Genomic DNA, 17,016 nt, shown 5'->3' with positions numbered 1-17,016 from the left:
CCCGCCTCGAGCGCTGCGCCTCCCCCAGCGAGGCGCAGCGCATCGACCACCGACGGCGCCGCCGCCACCGCGGCCAGGTCGGCGCCGGTGGGTGCGCCGGAGGCGGCGGACAGATAGATGGCGGTGCCGCGCAGCTTGTCTGCGCCGAGCAGGCTGTCGTGTGCCACCCATTCCGTGGAATTCGGTGGGCCCCAGAGGTTTTCCGCGTTCCCGCCGCGCGAGGCCACGGTGATCGTGGTGACCGCGTGCCCCAGCGGATCGGCGGTGGAATAGCAGCCGCTCATTCCGGCGACGGCGAGGTAGTGGCCGGGATGACGTTGCGCGAGCATCATCGCCGCCTGCGCACCCATCGAGACGCCCGCGATGGCGCGGCGGCCGTCGGCCTTCAGCAGCGATTCCACGATCGGCGGCAGCTCGTCGGTGAGGAAGGTCTCCCAGCGATTGAGCCCCAGTGCGGAGTCGTGGCGCTGCCAGTCGCTGTACATGCTGCCGGTGCCGCCGGTGGTGAGCACCACGTCGACCGGCTTGTCCGCGAAGAACTGCTCGGCGCCGCCCTTGGTGAGCCAGCCGGAGGTCGGGTCGCCGTCGACCCCGTCGAGCAGGTACAGGGTCGGCCGCGGACCCGTGCCCGACCCGCGCAGGACGTCGACCGCGATGACCCGGCCCATCGCGGCCGAGGTGATGTGCAGGCGGTCACGCCGCGGACCGAGGGTCTCGATGCTCAGCAGACCGGTCCTGGTCATCTTCGGATCGACCGCGGGCGCCTGGGTCGGCGCGGCCATGGGGCTCGCAGGCGCGGCGAGCACCTGGGCGAGCACGGGTCCGGTGGTCGTGGCGGCGCACAAGGCCAGCGCTGCCACGGTGATCGATACTCGATTGTTCATGAGCTGGCGGCGACTCCCTCCGCTCGCCGGGCGGCGGCACGTTCCCGCTGTTCGTCGAGACGACGCGCCCGCCCCTCCAGGTCCTCGAGGTAGGCGTGCAATTCGTCGCGGGCCCGTTCACCGTCACCGGACAGATCCGTGCGCTCGAACACGTTCCAGGCGCGCAGCACGGGGCGCACCACCACATCCAGGTGCTGCCGCAGATCGTAGATGCCGTGCTTGGCGAGGAGCACGGCGTTGCGGCGGAAGCCGGGCTGCGTCAGACCGGGCATCTGGAACTGGGTGACGACGTCGGTGACCGCGCGCAGCATCGCGTTGGGCGTGAGGTCGAGCGCCGCGGCGCTCACGTTCCGATAGAAGATCATATGCAGGTTCTCGTCGGCGGCGATTCGCTGCAGCATACGCTCCGCGACGGGTTCATCGCACGCGCTGCCGGTATTCCGGTGGCTTATTCTGGTCGCCAATTCCTGCACTGTCACATACGCCACCGAACGCAGAAATTGCGGCCCCTTCACGGGTTTCGCGACACCGGTGGTCATGTGCTGCATCCGCGCCGCCTCCAGCGCTACGGGATCCACCGCGCGCGTGACCACCAGGTAATCGCGCATGACGATAGCATGCCGGTTCTCCTCGGCGGTCCAGCGGCCGACCCACGTACCCCAAGCACCGTCCAGCGAAAAGGATTCCGAGATCTCCCGGTGATAGGAGGGCAGATTGTCCTCGGTGAGCAGATTCGTGACCATCGCGACCCTGGCGACTTCGGACAGAGCGGATTGTCCCGGCTCCCAATCGATTCCGCCGAGTGCGGCGAAATTGCGGCCTTCGTCCCACGGCACGTAGTCGTGCGGATTCCAGGGCTTCGCCTTGCGGAGGTGGTCGTCGAGCAGACGCTCCGCGACGGGTTCCAGTTCGCGCAACAGGTCCAGATCGGTCGACGCGGTGCTCACTGGTCACTCCTTGCCGCCTCGCATGTCGAGGCGCCTCCGACGATAAGGCCGAAAACTCAGGCCGGACGCCCGATTCCGTGTTTGTTGGAGGACGTGACTACGGCCCCACCGGCCCGCTGGGGCGTGTCACAACCGATCGATTCCCCCAGGTCGGCCATCGGATACAGGCCGGGAGGACGGTTCGCCGCCCGGATCCGGCCGAGCAGATCGTGCACGCGCCCGACGAGTTCCGGTATGCGGCAACGAACTCCGGCGGTGATGGTCGCCGTCAGCGGCACCTCGGCGGCCTCGCTCACCACCTCGAGCACTTCGGCCGTCATCGCCAGGGGTGTCAACGCGGAGACATCATCGATCGGCACCAGCACGGTGCCACCCTCGGTCGACAACAGCGACAGCGCTCGCGAGCCCAGCGGCTTGGCCAGGGCAGCCTGTACTCTGCGCAGCTTGCGCCGCCCGGCCGTCGCCCCGCCGCCGGGGCGCAACTCGTCGCTGTGCGGCGGTATGGACACCGCGACCACCTGGTAAGTCGGCGCGACGCTGATGCCGGTCTGCCGGGCGAGCTGGGCCACACCGTGCCCGCTCAGCAGCGCCGAGACGAGGGTCTGGGCCGCCGTCTGATGCTCCTTGGCGACCAGCCGGTGTTCCTCGACGTAGGCCGTCGAGGCCGCAACCGTCACCATTTCCAGTGCACGGACGATCAACCCGGCCCCGGCCACCACCTGATCGGAGCCGGCGTCGCCCGCCTGCGCGGCGAGGAATTCCAATCCGGTGCGAATCCCGTCGTGATACGCCCCGAGCACCGTTTCCAGCGCGATGCCTTCGCGCGCCCAGTGAATTGCGGTTCCGGCGATCTCCGCCGGTTCCGGAGGAGCCGCAAATGTACCGGGGTCGAGCGCTTCCATCGCGTCGGCGAGACAGCTGCGCGTTATCGTCGCGAGATCACCGGGCGGTACCCCGCGCGCCGGATATCTCAGGTGTTCCACGAGTTTCGTACGAAGTGTCTTGGTGCCCGAACCGGCCTGTGTGCCCGCCATGACTGTCGAACAGTAGCGGCGATCGCGCCGAAATCGCTGTGTGTTACCGACTTCCGGGCATTTCATCAGCCCGCACACCGCGTGTTGGGCCTAATCACAAGCAGATCACGGCTTTTCGCGCGGTGGCCAGCATACGGACCGGGAGGTTCGATCGGCCCGGCCGCACTGTGCGAAAATATGCGAGTCCCGGCAGGCGCCGGTCCGTCGAATATTTTTCGGACCGGTCGGAAATTCTGCCCGGACGCGTAACTTCACGCGTCGCGGGAGCGATAGGACATCCGACCAAGAGCACGGCAAAGCCCGCTGGGAGTTGTCGCATGAGAAAGGGTGGCCCGACTGTGCCACACGTCTCATCACCGATAGCATCGAGCGCCGCGCCTCCGTACCGCGGACCGGGCGCAACGTCGAGTGGGAAGGACGACCCAGACATATGACCGGTACGCGAGAAAAGCTGGAGCAGCTCCGGGAGATCCTGGAGCTCGCCGAGGAGCCCGCAGGCGAGGCCGGGATCGCGAAACGCAAGGCCAAGGAGATCCCCAGCGCCCGGGAGCGCGTCCGGATGCTGCTCGACCCCGGCACCTTCGTGGAGATGGGCGCGCTGATGCGCCAGCTGGGCGGGAAGAACGCCATGTACGGCGACGGCGTGGTCACCGGCCGCGGGTACATCGACGGCAGGCCGGTCGTGGTGATCGCGCACGATCAGACCGTGCACGGCGGCTCGGTCGGCGAGATGTTCGGCCGCAAGGTGGCCGCGGCGATGGAATTCGCCTACGAGAACGCCTGCCCTGTGATCGCGATCAACGACTCGGGCGGCGCCCGCATCCAGGACGCGGTCGCCTCGCTGGCCTGGTACGCGCTGATGTGCCGCCGCCAGGAGGACCTGTCCGGCTTCGTGCCGCAGGTGGCGATCATGCTCGGCAAATGCGCGGCCGGATCGGTGTACGGCCCGGTCAACATGGACGTGCTGGTCGCGACCGACAAGTCCTACATGTTCGTCACCGGCCCCGAGGTCATCAAGGCGGTGACCGGGGAGAGCGTGAGCGCCGAAGAGCTCGGCGGCGCGGCCGTGCAGGCGAGCACCGGCACCGTGCACCACGTCGCGACCAGCGAGCGCGCCGCGTTCGACTGGGTGCGCGAGTACCTCGGCTACCTGCCCTCCAGCTGCCTGGAGCAGCCGCCGATCGTCAACCCGGGGCTGGAACCGGAGAGGACCAAGCACGACCTCGAGCTGGACTCGATCATCCCGGACTCGGACAAGGTCGGCTACGACATGCACGACATCCTCGTGCGCATCTTCGACGACGGTGCCTTCCACGAGGTCAGCGCCGGCACCGCGCAGAACCTCATCACCGGCTTCGCACGGGTGGACGGCCGCAGCGTCGGCGTGGTCGCCAATCAGCCGATGGTGCTCGGCGGTGCCCTCGACGCGCAGTGCTCGGACAAGGCCACCCACTTCATCCGCCTGTGCAACGCCTACGGCCTGCCGCTGGTGTTCGTGGTGGACACCCCCGGCGTGCTGCCCGGCATCGAAGAGGAGCGCAACGGCGTCATCAAGCGCGGCGGCCGGTTCTTCCGCGCGGTGATCGAGGCCACCGTGCCGATCGTGACGGTGGTGACCCGCAAGGCCTACGGCGGCGGCTACGCGGTAATGGGCTGCAAGCAGCTCGGCGCCGACATCAGCCTGGCCTGGCCGACCGCGCGCATCGCCGTGATGGGCGCCGAGAGCATGGTCGGCATCATCGGCCGCAAGCAGCTGGAGGCGGCGCCCGCCGATCAGCGCGCCGCGGTGCGTGAGCAGATGATCGACTTCTACAACGCCACCATGGCGACGCCGTGGATCGCCGCCGAGCGCGGCTACATCGACGCGGTGATCGAGCCCTCGCAGACCCGTCTGGAGATCCGCAAGGCGCTGCGGCTGCTGCGCGACAAGGACCCCAAGCCGAAGCACAACCCGCGCAAGCACAGCCTCTTCCCCGTCTAGCCGAAAACACCGGTTGTGCTGTCTCACAACACATCCGGTGATGGGTCGTGGGATCGCCGGATGTTCGTTCGTGCGGCGACATCGGGTGATCCCATCGCCTAACCTCGGATTCGTGTCCGGCCCTCGTTCGCCGCGCAGCGGCCGGACACAGTGGCGTGCCTGCCGAGGTTTGTTCCCTACCCTTACCCGGCGGGCACGCCGCACTTCCGCGGCATGTGTGCCGCGCTCCCGTGACCGGGAAGATCAGGCCGTGCCACGGCCGCCCCAGGTGAGTCCCACTGTCGCCCACTCGGTTTCCCACCGGCGCACACGCCTGCGGTCCAGGCCGAAGCGCAGCAGGTAGTACGCGGACGTGAAGCACACCAGTACCGTGCAGGCCACCGCGCCCGACATCAGCACCGCGCGGCTCAGCGCCCGCGTCTCCGACGGCGGCTCGACCACCCGGCCCCCTCGATCGAGCCAGATGCTCACGGTCGCACCGGGTTTCACCAACGCGCTGGATCGGTAGTCGTCGAGGTGCGTGACGCCGTCGCCGTCCACCCAGGACACCCGTGCCGGCGTGATCGGGGCGTACAGTGGCGCCTTGCCCACCTCGACCACGGTGGCGTCGACGCGGTGCAGTTCGGCGATACGGCTTTCGACGACACGGGATTCCGTGTCGTAGACCCGTCCGCCGATCCCGATCGCCACCAGCGGGACGACGACGAGGAACAGCAGCGTCAGCAGCATGCCGACCGCGGATTGCAGCCGGTCCTCGCGGCGGCGCATCGGATTGCGATCCAACCCCATCCGACGGCAGGTCCGGCGCACGATGCCCGCCGATCCGGCCGAGCGCTCAGCGGTCATGACGCCGACTCCTCGTACTCGATGTCGTCGGCCAACCCGGCGAGGGTGTCGAAGAAGCCTTCGATGAGGTCGGGCAGGCCGTCCGGGGCGACCCCCGCGGCCCAGGTCTGCAGGGCCGCCACAATGAGCCCGGAGCAGGCCGCGACGACGGTCGCCGGGCGCAGGTCCTCCGCCGGGTCCACACCGAGGCGGATAGCCAGGATGCGCACCGATTCGCGTTGCCCCTCGTTGCGGATGCGTTGATAGCCCGCCAGCAGGGCCGGTTCCTCGTCGAACCGCTGGAACAGGGCCCACCGCCGGGTCAGCAGCCCCGCCCGCGCCCCGGCGTACTCGGCGGTCAGCCAGTCGTGCACGGCGTTGCGGTAGGCCCGCAGCGGCGGCTCGTGGGCGGGGCGGCGGGCCAGCGCCTCGTTCAGCAGATGCATGTCCTGGTCGATGTCGCCGAGGATGGCCGCCTCGATGGACGGGAAGTGGCGGCTGAAGGTGCGCCGGGTGACGCCCGCGCGCTCGGCGATGTCTTCCACGCTCACCGCGGCAAGACCACGCTCGGTCAGCAGGTCGAACGCGGCCCGCGACAACGCCTCGCGGCTGCGCCGTGTACGCAGCCTGCGGCCGTCCAGGTCGACGTCGTCGTCGATGCCCATGCCTCCATGGTAGCAATATTGTCCCGTTGGGACATTAGTTTCCCTCGATCGCGATCCGAACCTCACACCCGAGCACTACCCGCCGACGAGCAGCCGGAACGCCCCGGGAATCCGGGGGCGAGGCAAGGTGCCCGGCGTTCGCTTCGGCGACGATCGCCTCGCGGCGCGATCGGAGGAACGACAGCCTCCCGCGAAGCCCGCTTATGAGTTCTCACAAAGCTTTCCAAAATTGCCCGGAAAACCCCTCCGTGTGCATCTCCGGAATTGCCGTCCCAGAAACCGCGCAGGCCACGTCCAGTTGTGTTCGACCACAGTCGAATTCCCCGGTGAATAGGCGCGGAAACAGTTGCCTACCAGGCCAAACACCGGACTCTTGACCAATATTGCGCCGGGAGATACAAATGAATTCTCCGCCGACCCGAGCTGTTCGAACCGGCCGACGAGAATTGCACGCCAGTGGTTACCGATGTCATCGATGTGACCGCGGAATTTCCGATCCCCCGCCAGGCGGTGTGGGATCTGCTCCGCGAGCCGCAGACCTACCCCCGCGTTTTTCCCGGAATCGGTGCGTGCGATCCGCTGGAATCCGCGGGCGGGCATCAGATGCTGCGCTTCCGGGTCGGCACCGCCCAGCGCGGTGTCCGCACCCAGGTGATCCAGCTGCGTATCGGGCGCTGGTACGAAAGCCTCGAGCTGGTCAGCCCGACGCTGGGCAGCTTCGTCTCGATCCGGCTGCGCGGCACCGAGGAACGGACGCGGATCTCGGTCACCTTCTTCGGTCCAGGCCGCATCCATCCGGCCGTCGCGGCAGCGGGCAACGGCGCGATCATCGCCTGGACCGAGCGCGGCATGCGCCGGATCGCCGATCTGGTGCGCGGCGCGGCGACCTCGGTCGTGGTGAACGGCGAGAACTCCCCCGTCCGCCGCCGCGCCGAGGTGGCCAAGCAGATGATGACCACCGGCGTGCTGCGGGCCCATCGTCCCGCCCTCGGCTTCAAACAGCTGCGCAGGCTCTCGGAATGGGGATTCAACCTGGCGGGCGGCTACGCCGCGGCGGCCGCGTTCGCACCGCAGCGCACGGCACTGATCGACGCGCACGGCGCACGCACCTTCGACGAGATGCACGAGCGCACCAACGCCATCGCAGGCGCCATGGCAATGCTCGGGCTGGAGGCGGGAGATGCCATCGGCCTGCTCGCGCGCAATCACAGCGGCATGGTCGAGACCATGGTCGCCGCGGGCAAGCTCGGCGTCGACGTCGCCCTGTTGAACACCGGCCTGCCCGCCCGGCGTATCGAGGAGGTGGTGCAGCGCGACAAGCTCACCGCGCTGTTCGTGGACGGCGAATTCGACCACCTCGTGCAGTACCTGCACGCCGATCTCCAGCGCTACGCCACCGATCGGACGAAGCCGGTGCCGGGGCGAACGACCCTCGACGATCTCGCGGCCATGGGGCAGAACAGCTTTCGCAAGCCCACGCACCCGGGCAAGCTCATCGTGCTGACCTCGGGGACCTCCGGCACCCCGAAGGGCGCGCGCCGCCCGCACGCCAAGGGCTTCAGCACCATCGCCGCCCTGCTCTCGCGCATTCCGCTGCGGATGGACGAGACGATGCTCATCCCCGCGCCGCTGTTCCACACCTGGGGACTCGCCGCGCTGCAGTTGAGCACCGCGCTGCGTTCCACGGTGGTGCTTCCCGCGCACTTCGACGCCGAGGACTGCCTGCGCCTGATCGCCGAACACCGGGTGAGCACGTTCATCGCGGTGCCGATCATGGTGCACCGCATCCTGGAGCTGCCCGCGCACGTGCGCGCCCGCTACGACACCTCCAGCCTGCGGGTGGTGGCCAGCTGCGGCGCACCGCTCGCCGCCAGCACCGTGATCGACTTCATGGACGCCTACGGTGACGTCCTCTACAACGTGTACGGCTCCACCGAGGTGTCCTGGGCGAGCATCGCCGATCCCACCGACCTGCGCACCGCGCCGACCACCGCGGGCAAGCCGCCGCTGGGCACCAAGGTGGCGGTGCTCGGCCCGGACCGCAGGCCGCTGCCCGTCGGCGCGACGGGGCACATCTTCGTGAGCAATCACATGCTCTTCGACGGCTACGTCAACGCCGCGCCACCGGACGAGGCCGACGGCATGCTCGACACCGGCGATCTCGGTTTTCTGGACGCTACGGGCAGGCTGTTCATCGCCGGCCGCGACGACGAGATGATCATCTCCGGCGGCGAGAACGTCTTCCCGCGCCCGGTCGAGGAGGCGCTGGCCTATCTGCCGCAAGTCCGCGAGGTCGCGGTGGTGGGCGTCCCCGATCGCGAGTACGGCCAGCGCCTGGCCGCCTTCGTGGTGAAACGCGAAGGGGCAGGCCTGGATTCGGACATGGTCCGCAACTACATCCGCAATCGGCTGAGCCGTTTCTCGGTGCCGCGCGACGTGACCTTCCTCAGCGCGCTGCCCCGCGGCGAGACGGGCAAGATCCTCAAGCGCCTGCTCACCGGCGGCACGGAGGACGCGGCACAGCATCCGATCATCGGGACGATCGCGCCCGGCTCGTTCTGACAGCCGGAACCGTTCCGCCGCGGCACCGCGCGGCCTAGCCGAGTCCGGTCGGCTCGTCCACGGTAGGCGGCTGGCGGTCGCGCAGCGCTTCGAGCAGACCCCGGGTGTACTGCGGCGGTGCCGCGTGCACGGAGAGCAGGTTCGCGACGGCGCGGTAGGCGGCCAGGTCGGATTGCTTGTCCAGGTACAGCGCGCCGGTCAGTTGCTGGAGATAGACGATGTCGGGCAGATCGGATTCGGTGAAGCGCAGCATGGTGAAGGCGCCTTCGGCCAGCGCGGGCCCGCCGACGTGGTCGGCGACCACCTGCAGGGTGATGTTGGGCCGGTCGACCGCGTCGAGCAGCCGGTCGAGCTGCTCGAGCCAGACCGCGGAACCGCCGATCCGCCTGCGCAACGCGGCCTCCTCCACGATCACCCAGATCCGCGGCGGCTCCGGCCTGGTGAGGATGTGCTGCCTGCGCATCCGCAGCGCCACCCGTCGTTCGATCGCGGCGACCGACTCGTTCGGGTGCGCCAGCGACAGCAGCGCCCGCGCGTAGTCGGCGGTCTGGAGCAGCTCGGGCACCGCTCTCGGCTCGTAACTGCGAATCAGCCTGGCCGCCTGTTCGAGCCCCAGGTAGGTGTCGAACCACTTGGGCAGCCAGTCGTTGTCGCGGTGCCACCAGCCGGAAGCGTTGGCCTGGCGGGCGAGCGTGAGGAACTCCTCCCGCTCGGTCGGGTCGGTCACCCCGTAGAGCGTGAGCAGATCCACCAGGTCCCGTTCGCGAAACCCCGTGCGGCCCAGCTCCAAGCGACTGATCTTGGAGTGCGAGCCGCGGATCGCCTCGCCCGCGTCCTCACGCGAGATGCGTGCGGCCTCTCGTAATCGCCGCAATCGCCCGCCGAGCAGCATCCGCAACACCGTCGGACCGTCATCGACGCCGGGATGCTTTCCGGGAAAAGGGGATTCGACCGCATGTCGTACTTCCGGCGCACCCATTCATCGAGTCTGCCATGTATTCACTGCGACTCTCCAGGGCATCGGCCGGTGTCGTCGAGAATGCATGTGCAGCTGCACGTGCACGGCGGTGACCAGGGTGTGACGAAGAGATGCACCACTGGTACTCGGCACGACCCACCCTCGAGGGAACGTGCCCTACCCGGTCGCATTTTTCGCGTTCCGACGGGCCGCGGCACTCGACCAGCTAACGTTTCCGCGCATCCCACCGCTATATCGAGTGTGCAGCAGACAGGTCTCGGGCCGATCGGTGCACGGGCCCGCGACGAATCCTTCAGGAGATTCGTGAAGGCAGAGGGTGATCCTATGGCAACCGTGGGTGTTTCAGCGGACCGGTGGACGGTTCGTGGGGTACTGCTCTCGCATCCGACAGCGGACGAACCGTCATCGGCCCCGCTCGAGGAGGTGAAACGGGAGATCGGCGACGCCTCGACGGCCGAGACGATCACCGCGGTCCTCGAAGCGATGGCCGACCGGACCGTCTCGCTCATCGAGAATATCGCGCTGACCTATCACACAGTGGACCAGCGGCGCGCCGTCGTCACCCACCTGGCGACCGGCCGATGGCGGACGTCCTCGCTGGTCTCGGTTCGCGCCGCGCTGCTCGCCTATGTCCGCGACGACCCGAACCTCGACCGATTCGAGACCATTCTGATGCTCGAGGTCGCCGACCGTGATCTGACCTTCATCCTCGCCGATGCCGGGCGCTTCCAGATCCTCGGCTCGGGCGCGTGGCGCGCCGGAGCCGATCCCGCCGCCGAAGCGCTCGACCGCGTGCGTCCGGCGCTGCTGGCCCAAGGCCTGACGCTGGACGGCGTGGCGCTGTGCGGCTCGCCCGTGACGCCCGAGCTGCTCGACGGCTTCGAGCGCACCTTCGAGGTCCCCGCGGTGACCGTCGACGATCAGCACACCGCGGTCGCGCTCGGCGCCGCACGCATCGCGGCCGCCCAGCTGCCGGAGGATCCCGGCCACGAGCACGGCCACCAGCCCAACGGCGCCACCGCGATCGCCACGCGCAGGCGGCGGCGAGCCGGTGTCCTGCTTCCGCTGGGCGCGGCCGCCGCCGCGCTGCTCGCCGGGTCGGGCGTCGCGGTCTCGAACGTCACCGACGACGCGGTGTGGGTGCGCGAAGCGGACCAGCGGTCCGCGGCCCCTGCCACGCCGGATACGGCCGAACCCGCCGCACCGCCGATCCAGATCGAGTCCACCCACGAGCCGACGGATCCCTCGGCCGGCGCACCGGCGAACCCCGTGCGGCCGACGCCGCGGCCCGCGGAGCGGCCGATCGACCCCGGTGACCCGGCCGACCCGTACGATCCGGGCGAGCAGGAGCAGCGCGAGGAGGAGACTTCGGCGCCGCATCCGACAACGGCAGCCGATCCGCAGGACCCTGCCGCGGAACCGACGGAGCCCTCCGCCCCACCGACCACGCCGGTCGGCGCGCCGGACGGCGACGGGCTGTTTCCCGGCGAATCGCCCCCTCCCCCAGCCGGTTCCGATCCCGGAGCGATTGCGGCGTGGTGGGAGAACCATCTGCGCTTGCAGCAGCGCTGGCTCCAAGGCGGCTGAACCGGCTCAGGCCAAACGGACCTGGGCGCTTGCCTTTCCGAACAGCTTGCGGTCACCGCACGTCGCGGTGACCAGCACGGTCGCGGTGCGATCGGCCGGATCCAATTCCTTGACGCGCCCGCGGAATTCGATGGTGCTGTGCTGGTCCGCGGGGACCGGGGCGAAACCGGCGAAGCGCACGCCGTAGTCGACCACCGCGCCCGGATCGCCGAGCCACGACGTCAGATACCCCGCGCCGAGGCCCATGGTCAGCAAGCCGTGCGAGACAACGTCGGGCAACCCCACCGCCCTGGCCACCTCGTCGCTGAAGTGGATGGGATTGGTGTCGCCGGAGACGCCCGCGTAGTGGACCAGATGGCCGCGCGAGAGCGCCACCCGGCGCACGGGCAGCCGATCACCGGCGCGCACGTCCTCGAAGCGAATCCGGCCGCACCGGTCACTGGTGTCGTGCACCTCCGCCGGGCCTTCGCCGCACTCGGCCATCCTTGCCGGGCCGGAATGGCCGCCATCGCCCTGCCCGGAGGGCTTCTGCATGACGCCCGCGACCGCCGCGGCGAGTTCAACCGCCACCTCGACGCCGGTCTGCGCGACGACGGTACTGTGTGCCGTCTGCAGCGCCCGCCCCGCGCTGTCGCTGAGCACGTTGCGAATGACCAGCATGTCCATCGCACCGAACTGCCGGAACGACTCGAACGAGCACTTGGAGACGAGATCGTCGCCCGCGACGATCGGGCGATGCACCCGTACCTGCTGTTCGGTGTGCAGCACCTGGCTGATGTCGTAGCCGGTGAGTTCGGTTTCGAACAACGCTCGCTGCATTTGCAGCCACACGATGGCCGGGAAGGTCAGCGGCGCGACGAGACCGTCGTAGCCGAGGCCCGCCGCGGCGTCCTCGTTCCAGTGCGCCGGGTGGTCGTCCTGCAGGGCCTGGGCGAATTCCCTGATCTTCTCGCGGCCGACCTCGTAGTGGTCGGCGAACCGGAAATGCCGTCCGACCAGCGCTGCGGCCTGCTCGGCGGCGGAAGGGGCGTGGAGGTGCGGCGTCATACTGTTAGATCGCGCGAGAGCGCGCAGGCGCAACGTCCGGGGGTACGACCGTACGTCAGCATTCGCTCCGGGCGGGCACACCGCGCAGCCGCTCGTCCAGCCACAGCATCGCCTCGGGGTAGCCCGTCGCCGCTCCGATGAGATGCTCGCCGAACACCCCGCGATAGACCGCGGAGGCACCCAGCTCGCACTGCTCGCGGTACAGGTTGCGGGTGCCCTCGGCCGGGATCCAGAACTCCTGGTCGCCGTTGTAGACGTAGAGCGGCACCACCGAGCGCATGCCTTCCATCCTCGTCACCCGATAGATCTCGGCGGCGAACTCCGAACCCAGCGGATCGGCGAAGTTCGCGGCGATGTCGATCGGCAACATCAGCACACCCACGGCCCCGAAGCCGCTGCCGCACAGGTCTTTCACCGGCGAGGTCGCGATCCATCCGGCCAGATTGTTCATTCGGCCCAGGATCTCCGGCCGTTCCCTGCCGATGGCGAACACCGCGGCCATGAAGACCCCGGAGGCCAGATTGCCGTTCATGCTGCGTGCCAGGATCTCGTAGTCCGCGGGCACCCCGCCCAGCGCGGCCCCGACCACGACCTCCGACAGTTCCGGCGCGTAGTCCGCCATCAGCTTGACCGCGCCGTGCGTGGCGATGGCACCGCCGGAGTAACCGAACATGCCGAACCCGCTCGCACCGAACTCCTCGGGCAGCAGGTTGCGCACGGCGCGGATGGCGTCGAGCACCGCGTGGCCCGCGACGTACGGTTCGGCGTAGGCCATCCACGGGCCCTCGTGATCGGGGATCAGCACCGCATACCCCCGCAGTACCGCCAATTGCGTTGTGGGCGGGATGAAGTCGGTGACGCTGGTGTCGTCCGTCCAGCCCTTGGCCAGGCTGTAACCGGGCGTGCAGTCGCGGCCGAGCGCATCGATCGGCAGGTTGTTCACCACCACCGGGCGATGGCCGGGACCGGTCCACGCGCCCGCGGGCACGACCAGGGTCGCGGTGGCGAAGGACGGCCTGCCGTGCGCGTCGGTGGTGCGGTACTTCATCAGAAGCGCTTGGCGGAACGGCACGAGCACCAGCAACCTCGCCGTGGCGGTGACATCCCGGACCTCGATGATCTGGCCCTCGGTGAAGTCGGCGAGGCCGGGCGGCCACGCGTCGAAGATCGGATCGCCCACCGGCGCTGGTAGCACCGCCTCGCGCAGCGCGGCCAGCGCCGGTGAGAGCCCTGCGGTCTCCAGCACCGCGCCGTCCTGTCGCGGCGCCGCGACGATCGCGGGCGGTGGAATCACCCGATCGATCAGCTCCTGCAGGCCGGGCAGCAGCGATCCCGAAACCTCGGGCAACGCGGGCAGATTCGGCGGCGCGGGCGGTGCAGGTGCGCCGGGCGGCTGCGCCGCGGCGTGGCCTGTCGTCAGCGAACCGACGAACAGCACCGTCAGGACAAGGGCACGCAAACATCTCATGGCACACGCCTCTGGGTGCGACGACGTCGGATACGCCTGGCGCCAGGGAGATGCGGCCTTCCACCCCGAAATGCCCCCTGTCGCGCCGGGGCAGGGACTCAGGCTAACCGGGCGCGCCGAGGCGGATGCCGGTCCGTGCTCGAGTTGTGTGTGTCATGACGCCGAATCGCAACAACCGAGCCGAATTCGGCCTGCCTCGAGGCGGATTCGGCTCGGTTGCCGTGATGTGCGCCGGGGCCGCGCGCCCCGGCGCACACCGGGCTCAGCAGTTGCTCGGCGCGGGCTCGCCGCGGAAGCGGGCATCGAGCCAGCTCAGTGCGGCGGGGATGCCCAGAACGGCCGCGGTCAGATGATCCGGCACCGGGATCTGCTCGGCCTGCACCCGCACGCCCGCCGCGCACCATCTGCGGTCGGTGTTCACGATCGCGTCGACCGGCACCAATCCGTCGATCGGAGAATGCCATTCGAACACCGGCGTCCGCGGCACCCCGGTATGGAGCTCGAGGCTGTTCTCCTCCACCACCGCTCGCGCGTCGCGGTCGTCGATCATCGAGGTCGTCTTCGCGAAGTCCATCGCGCCGCGACCCGCGCCCGCGGCGATGATGTCATTGGTGCAGCTGTTGGCGATGGCGTCGCGCGCGGCCAGCCCGCGATCGTTGAGTTGCTCGCTGAGCGGGAACCGTTCCGGATATTCGCGCTCCAGGCCGAGGCCCGCGGCCAAGGCGAGACCGAACACCGGGTGCGAACCGAGACCCAAGCCCTCCATCATCTTGACCAGGTTCATCGGCACCCCGCCCATCGCGGCGCCCGCGAGCTGGAGTTCCGGCGCGTAATCGGGCGCGAGCGCGGCCGCCCACGCGGTGGCCATCCCGCCGCCGGAATAGCCGACCATCGCCGTGGGGCTCTGCGCCACCTGTAGCTCGGACACCTGCTTGACCGCGCGGATGCCGTCCAAGGTGATCTGACCGCCCAGCTTCGCCGCACCGTAGGCGAACTGCGGGCCGAGGTGATCGGGCAGCGCCACGCTCCAGCCGCGCTGCAGCAGCACGTTCCAGCCGGGCGCCTCGCGCACGATCAGATTCGGATCGCCGGTGTAGAGCACCCGGGACACCGAGCACTCGGCGCCGAGCCCGTTGATGATGTGCTGAAAGGACAGCAGCGGGCCATCCGCGCGGTGCGCCTTCGGGGTGAGCACCGTGGTGGTGGCTGCGATCGGCGTTCCCTGCGAGCTGGTCGAACGGAAGCGCACCAGGGTGATGGTGCTGTCCGGGAAGGTCACCAGCGGCGGCATCTGGCGCACCGCGAGCACCTCACCGGCCTTCTTGTCGGCTAAGTCCGCGGGTGTGGCGTAGAACGGATCCGGATCGGGCGCCGGATAGAGCGGTTCGCTGTGGCTCACCCCCGTTCCGGCGACAACCAACATCGCTCCGAGCGCCGCGGCGCCGAGTGCGCGCATCGAACGCAGGGCCTTCCTCATGGACTTGTGCCTCCCCAGTGGGTCCAACGTTGGAGATCATCCTGATCAACGCGCGGCCGGGATGGCAGACGCGACAAGCAGAATGTTGACAATTCACAGGTTTGGTGGCGACACACTGTGACCGCCGCGCACAGACACTCGTGAGAATCCCCACCGAAGAACCGCGAGACCTGTGACTTGTCCAGCCAGTGGGACTGACCATGTTCTCCACTATGGTCCTGGACCTACCGTCGAGTAACCGGCGTGGAGCGGCGCCGGACCGGAAGGAGACGGTGGCATGGACGTCACCCAGACCATCGCGGATCGTTGGCGAGGTGCCGCGGACGCGCCGACCCAGCGCGTGACCGTCCATTTCGAGGGACCCACTCCCGAGGACGAGATCGTGCTCGAGTACGCGGCGACCAGCACCGAGGCGTGGGAATTCACCTCCGCCGCGCTGCACGCGGGCCTCACCGTCACCGTGGACGGCAAGATCCGGCCCGAGCTGCGCCGGTTGCCCTGCCGGTCGCTGTGGCGCTGATCCCGCTCACGGGGTGGCGCTGAGCCCGCTCGTGGCACCGATCCCGCTCATGGGCTGTCCAGCACGCGATGGAGGAAGGCCAGCGTGTCCGGCAGCGAGTCGCGTGCGGTGGCGAGGTGGTCGCCCGGGTAGACCGCGACCTGGAGATCCGCACCCGCCAGCGTCAGCTCGGCGACCAGGCCGGCGCTCAGCGGAGCAGGCACGTCGAGGTCGGCCAAACCTTGGCCGATGAACAGCGGCACCGTGTGTCCTTCGGTCGGAATCCGCAGCATCGCGTGCGCCGCGGCCAGCAGCGCCGGATCCCCCAGCGGCTTCGCCAGCAGTTCGCCGATCGAGATGTCGCGCACCAGGGCGTCGGCCTCGGTGACGCATTCGTTCTCGACCACATCCAGCACGTGCCTGCCCCTCGGGGTCAGGTAGCCGTCCACGTCGAGTTCGGGCGCCGTCGCACGCAGCCCCGCCATGATCGAGGCGACGTAGGCGGTCGTCATCCGTAGCGGAAGGCGGGGCACCCAGGGGCCGATCAGCGGCGCGATGCGCTCCATATTCGACGGCGGCCCGGTGGCGGCCGCACCGCGCAGGCGGAGCTCGGGCGCGTCCTCCGGGGCGATGCGCGCGGCGAACAACGCGGTCTGCCCGCCCTGGGACTGGCCGAGCACGGCCCACCGATCGCTCAGCTCCGGCACGACCGCGCGGGCGGCGCGCACCCCGTCGATCACGCTGCGGGCCTGCGATGGCCCGTCCAGGTACGGGTGCGTGCCAGGGGTTCCGAGTCCGACGTAATCGGAGAGGACCACGGCGTAGCCTGCGCGCAGCAACTCCGGGTAGACGGTGTCGAGATAGAGGCGACGCGGCTGCAGGGTGAACGCGCAGTGGTCGGCGATGCCCACCGTGCCGTGCGCGTAGGCCACGATCGGCCATCCGCCCGGCGGCGGCGTACCCGGCGGCAGGTAGATCGCGCCGCTGCTCTGCATCGGCCCGCGCGGACCGCGCGACCAGTAGACCAGCCGCAGCGCTGCGTCCGCGTCCGCGACGGCGAC

At 69.3% G+C, this 17,016-nt stretch carries 14 protein-coding genes; 4 read left to right on the top strand and 10 right to left on the bottom strand.

Annotation, left to right across the window (positions count from 1 at the left end):
• From NL1_RS02910 to NL1_RS02900, 3 genes are all read right to left on the bottom strand, one after another.
• The coding region (locus tag NL1_RS02910) for an alpha/beta hydrolase (protein WP_067834008.1) at positions 1 to 884 on the bottom strand (884 nt) is incomplete at its 3' end.
• Entirely contained in the window at positions 881 to 1,831 is a 951-nt protein-coding gene (locus NL1_RS02905) for an acyl-ACP desaturase (RefSeq protein WP_067834004.1), read from the bottom strand. The genes NL1_RS02905 and NL1_RS02910, both read right to left, overlap by 4 nt.
• A 56-nt stretch (positions 1,832 to 1,887) precedes the next feature.
• On the bottom strand, positions 1,888 to 2,865 hold the full coding sequence (locus tag NL1_RS02900; protein WP_067834002.1) for an RsbRD N-terminal domain-containing protein: 978 nt from the start codon (positions 2,863 to 2,865) through the stop codon (positions 1,888 to 1,890).
• A 430-nt stretch (positions 2,866 to 3,295) separates the two neighbouring features.
• Here NL1_RS02900 and NL1_RS02895 point away from each other — a divergent pair, with 430 nt between their 5' ends.
• Entirely contained in the window at positions 3,296 to 4,846 is a 1,551-nt protein-coding gene (locus NL1_RS02895) for an acyl-CoA carboxylase subunit beta (RefSeq protein WP_067834001.1), read from the top strand.
• A 243-nt stretch (positions 4,847 to 5,089) separates the two neighbouring features.
• Here NL1_RS02895 and NL1_RS02890 read toward each other — a convergent pair whose 3' ends face one another.
• On the bottom strand, positions 5,090 to 5,692 hold the full coding sequence (locus NL1_RS02890; RefSeq protein WP_067833999.1) for an Rv1733c family protein: 603 nt from the start codon (positions 5,690 to 5,692) through the stop codon (positions 5,090 to 5,092).
• Positions 5,689 to 6,336, bottom strand: coding sequence for a TetR/AcrR family transcriptional regulator (locus tag NL1_RS02885; protein WP_067833997.1), 648 nt, complete (start codon positions 6,334 to 6,336; stop codon positions 5,689 to 5,691). Before NL1_RS02885 ends, NL1_RS02890 begins: the two co-directional genes overlap by 4 nt.
• A gap of 456 nt (positions 6,337 to 6,792) precedes the next feature.
• On the opposite strand from NL1_RS02885, the gene NL1_RS02880 reads away from it, so the two are divergent.
• On the top strand, positions 6,793 to 8,898 hold the full coding sequence (locus NL1_RS02880) for an AMP-binding protein (protein WP_067833994.1): 2,106 nt from the start codon (positions 6,793 to 6,795) through the stop codon (positions 8,896 to 8,898).
• Between the two features lie 34 nt (positions 8,899 to 8,932).
• On the opposite strand, the gene NL1_RS02875 is transcribed toward NL1_RS02880, so the two are convergent.
• Positions 8,933 to 9,877 (bottom strand): Sco1979 family transcriptional regulator, encoded by a 945-nt coding sequence (locus tag NL1_RS02875; protein ID WP_084510252.1) that lies wholly within the window; start codon positions 9,875 to 9,877, stop codon positions 8,933 to 8,935.
• Positions 9,878 to 10,210: 333 nt separating this feature from the next.
• Between NL1_RS02875 and NL1_RS02870 the strand changes: the two genes are divergently transcribed.
• Positions 10,211 to 11,464, top strand: a complete 1,254-nt coding sequence (locus tag NL1_RS02870; RefSeq protein ID WP_156094624.1) for a hypothetical protein — start codon at positions 10,211 to 10,213, stop codon at positions 11,462 to 11,464.
• Between the two features lie 6 nt (positions 11,465 to 11,470).
• Here NL1_RS02870 and NL1_RS02865 read toward each other — a convergent pair whose 3' ends face one another.
• The 3 genes from NL1_RS02865 to NL1_RS02855 all read right to left on the bottom strand — a co-directional run bounded on the left by NL1_RS02865 (position 11,471) and on the right by NL1_RS02855 (position 15,456).
• Complete coding sequence (locus tag NL1_RS02865) at positions 11,471 to 12,511, bottom strand: fused (3R)-hydroxyacyl-ACP dehydratase subunits HadA/HadB (RefSeq protein ID WP_067833987.1); 1,041 nt, start codon at positions 12,509 to 12,511, stop codon at positions 11,471 to 11,473.
• A 55-nt stretch (positions 12,512 to 12,566) separates the two neighbouring features.
• The gene (locus NL1_RS02860; protein ID WP_067833985.1) at positions 12,567 to 13,979 is read right to left on the bottom strand and encodes a lipase family protein; all 1,413 of its coding nucleotides are present in this window, start codon (positions 13,977 to 13,979) and stop codon (positions 12,567 to 12,569) included.
• Between the two features lie 262 nt (positions 13,980 to 14,241).
• A complete protein-coding gene (locus NL1_RS02855) occupies positions 14,242 to 15,456 on the bottom strand; it encodes a lipase family protein (RefSeq protein ID WP_156094623.1) in 1,215 nt (404 codons plus the stop codon).
• A 277-nt stretch (positions 15,457 to 15,733) separates the two neighbouring features.
• Here NL1_RS02855 and NL1_RS02850 point away from each other — a divergent pair, with 277 nt between their 5' ends.
• Positions 15,734 to 15,976, top strand: a complete 243-nt coding sequence (locus NL1_RS02850; RefSeq protein WP_067833984.1) for a hypothetical protein — start codon at positions 15,734 to 15,736, stop codon at positions 15,974 to 15,976.
• A gap of 47 nt (positions 15,977 to 16,023) precedes the next feature.
• On the opposite strand, the gene NL1_RS02845 is transcribed toward NL1_RS02850, so the two are convergent.
• On the bottom strand, positions 16,024 to 17,016 hold a 993-nt coding region (locus NL1_RS02845), incomplete at its 5' end, for a lipase family protein (RefSeq protein WP_067833982.1).

It is taken from the genome of Nocardia lijiangensis NBRC 108240, assembly GCF_001613045.1.
GTDB lineage: Bacteria > Actinomycetota > Actinomycetes > Mycobacteriales > Mycobacteriaceae > Nocardia > Nocardia lijiangensis.
The sequence above is the reverse complement of the archived record's forward strand: the minus strand, read 5'-3'. Positions and strand labels throughout refer to the sequence as shown.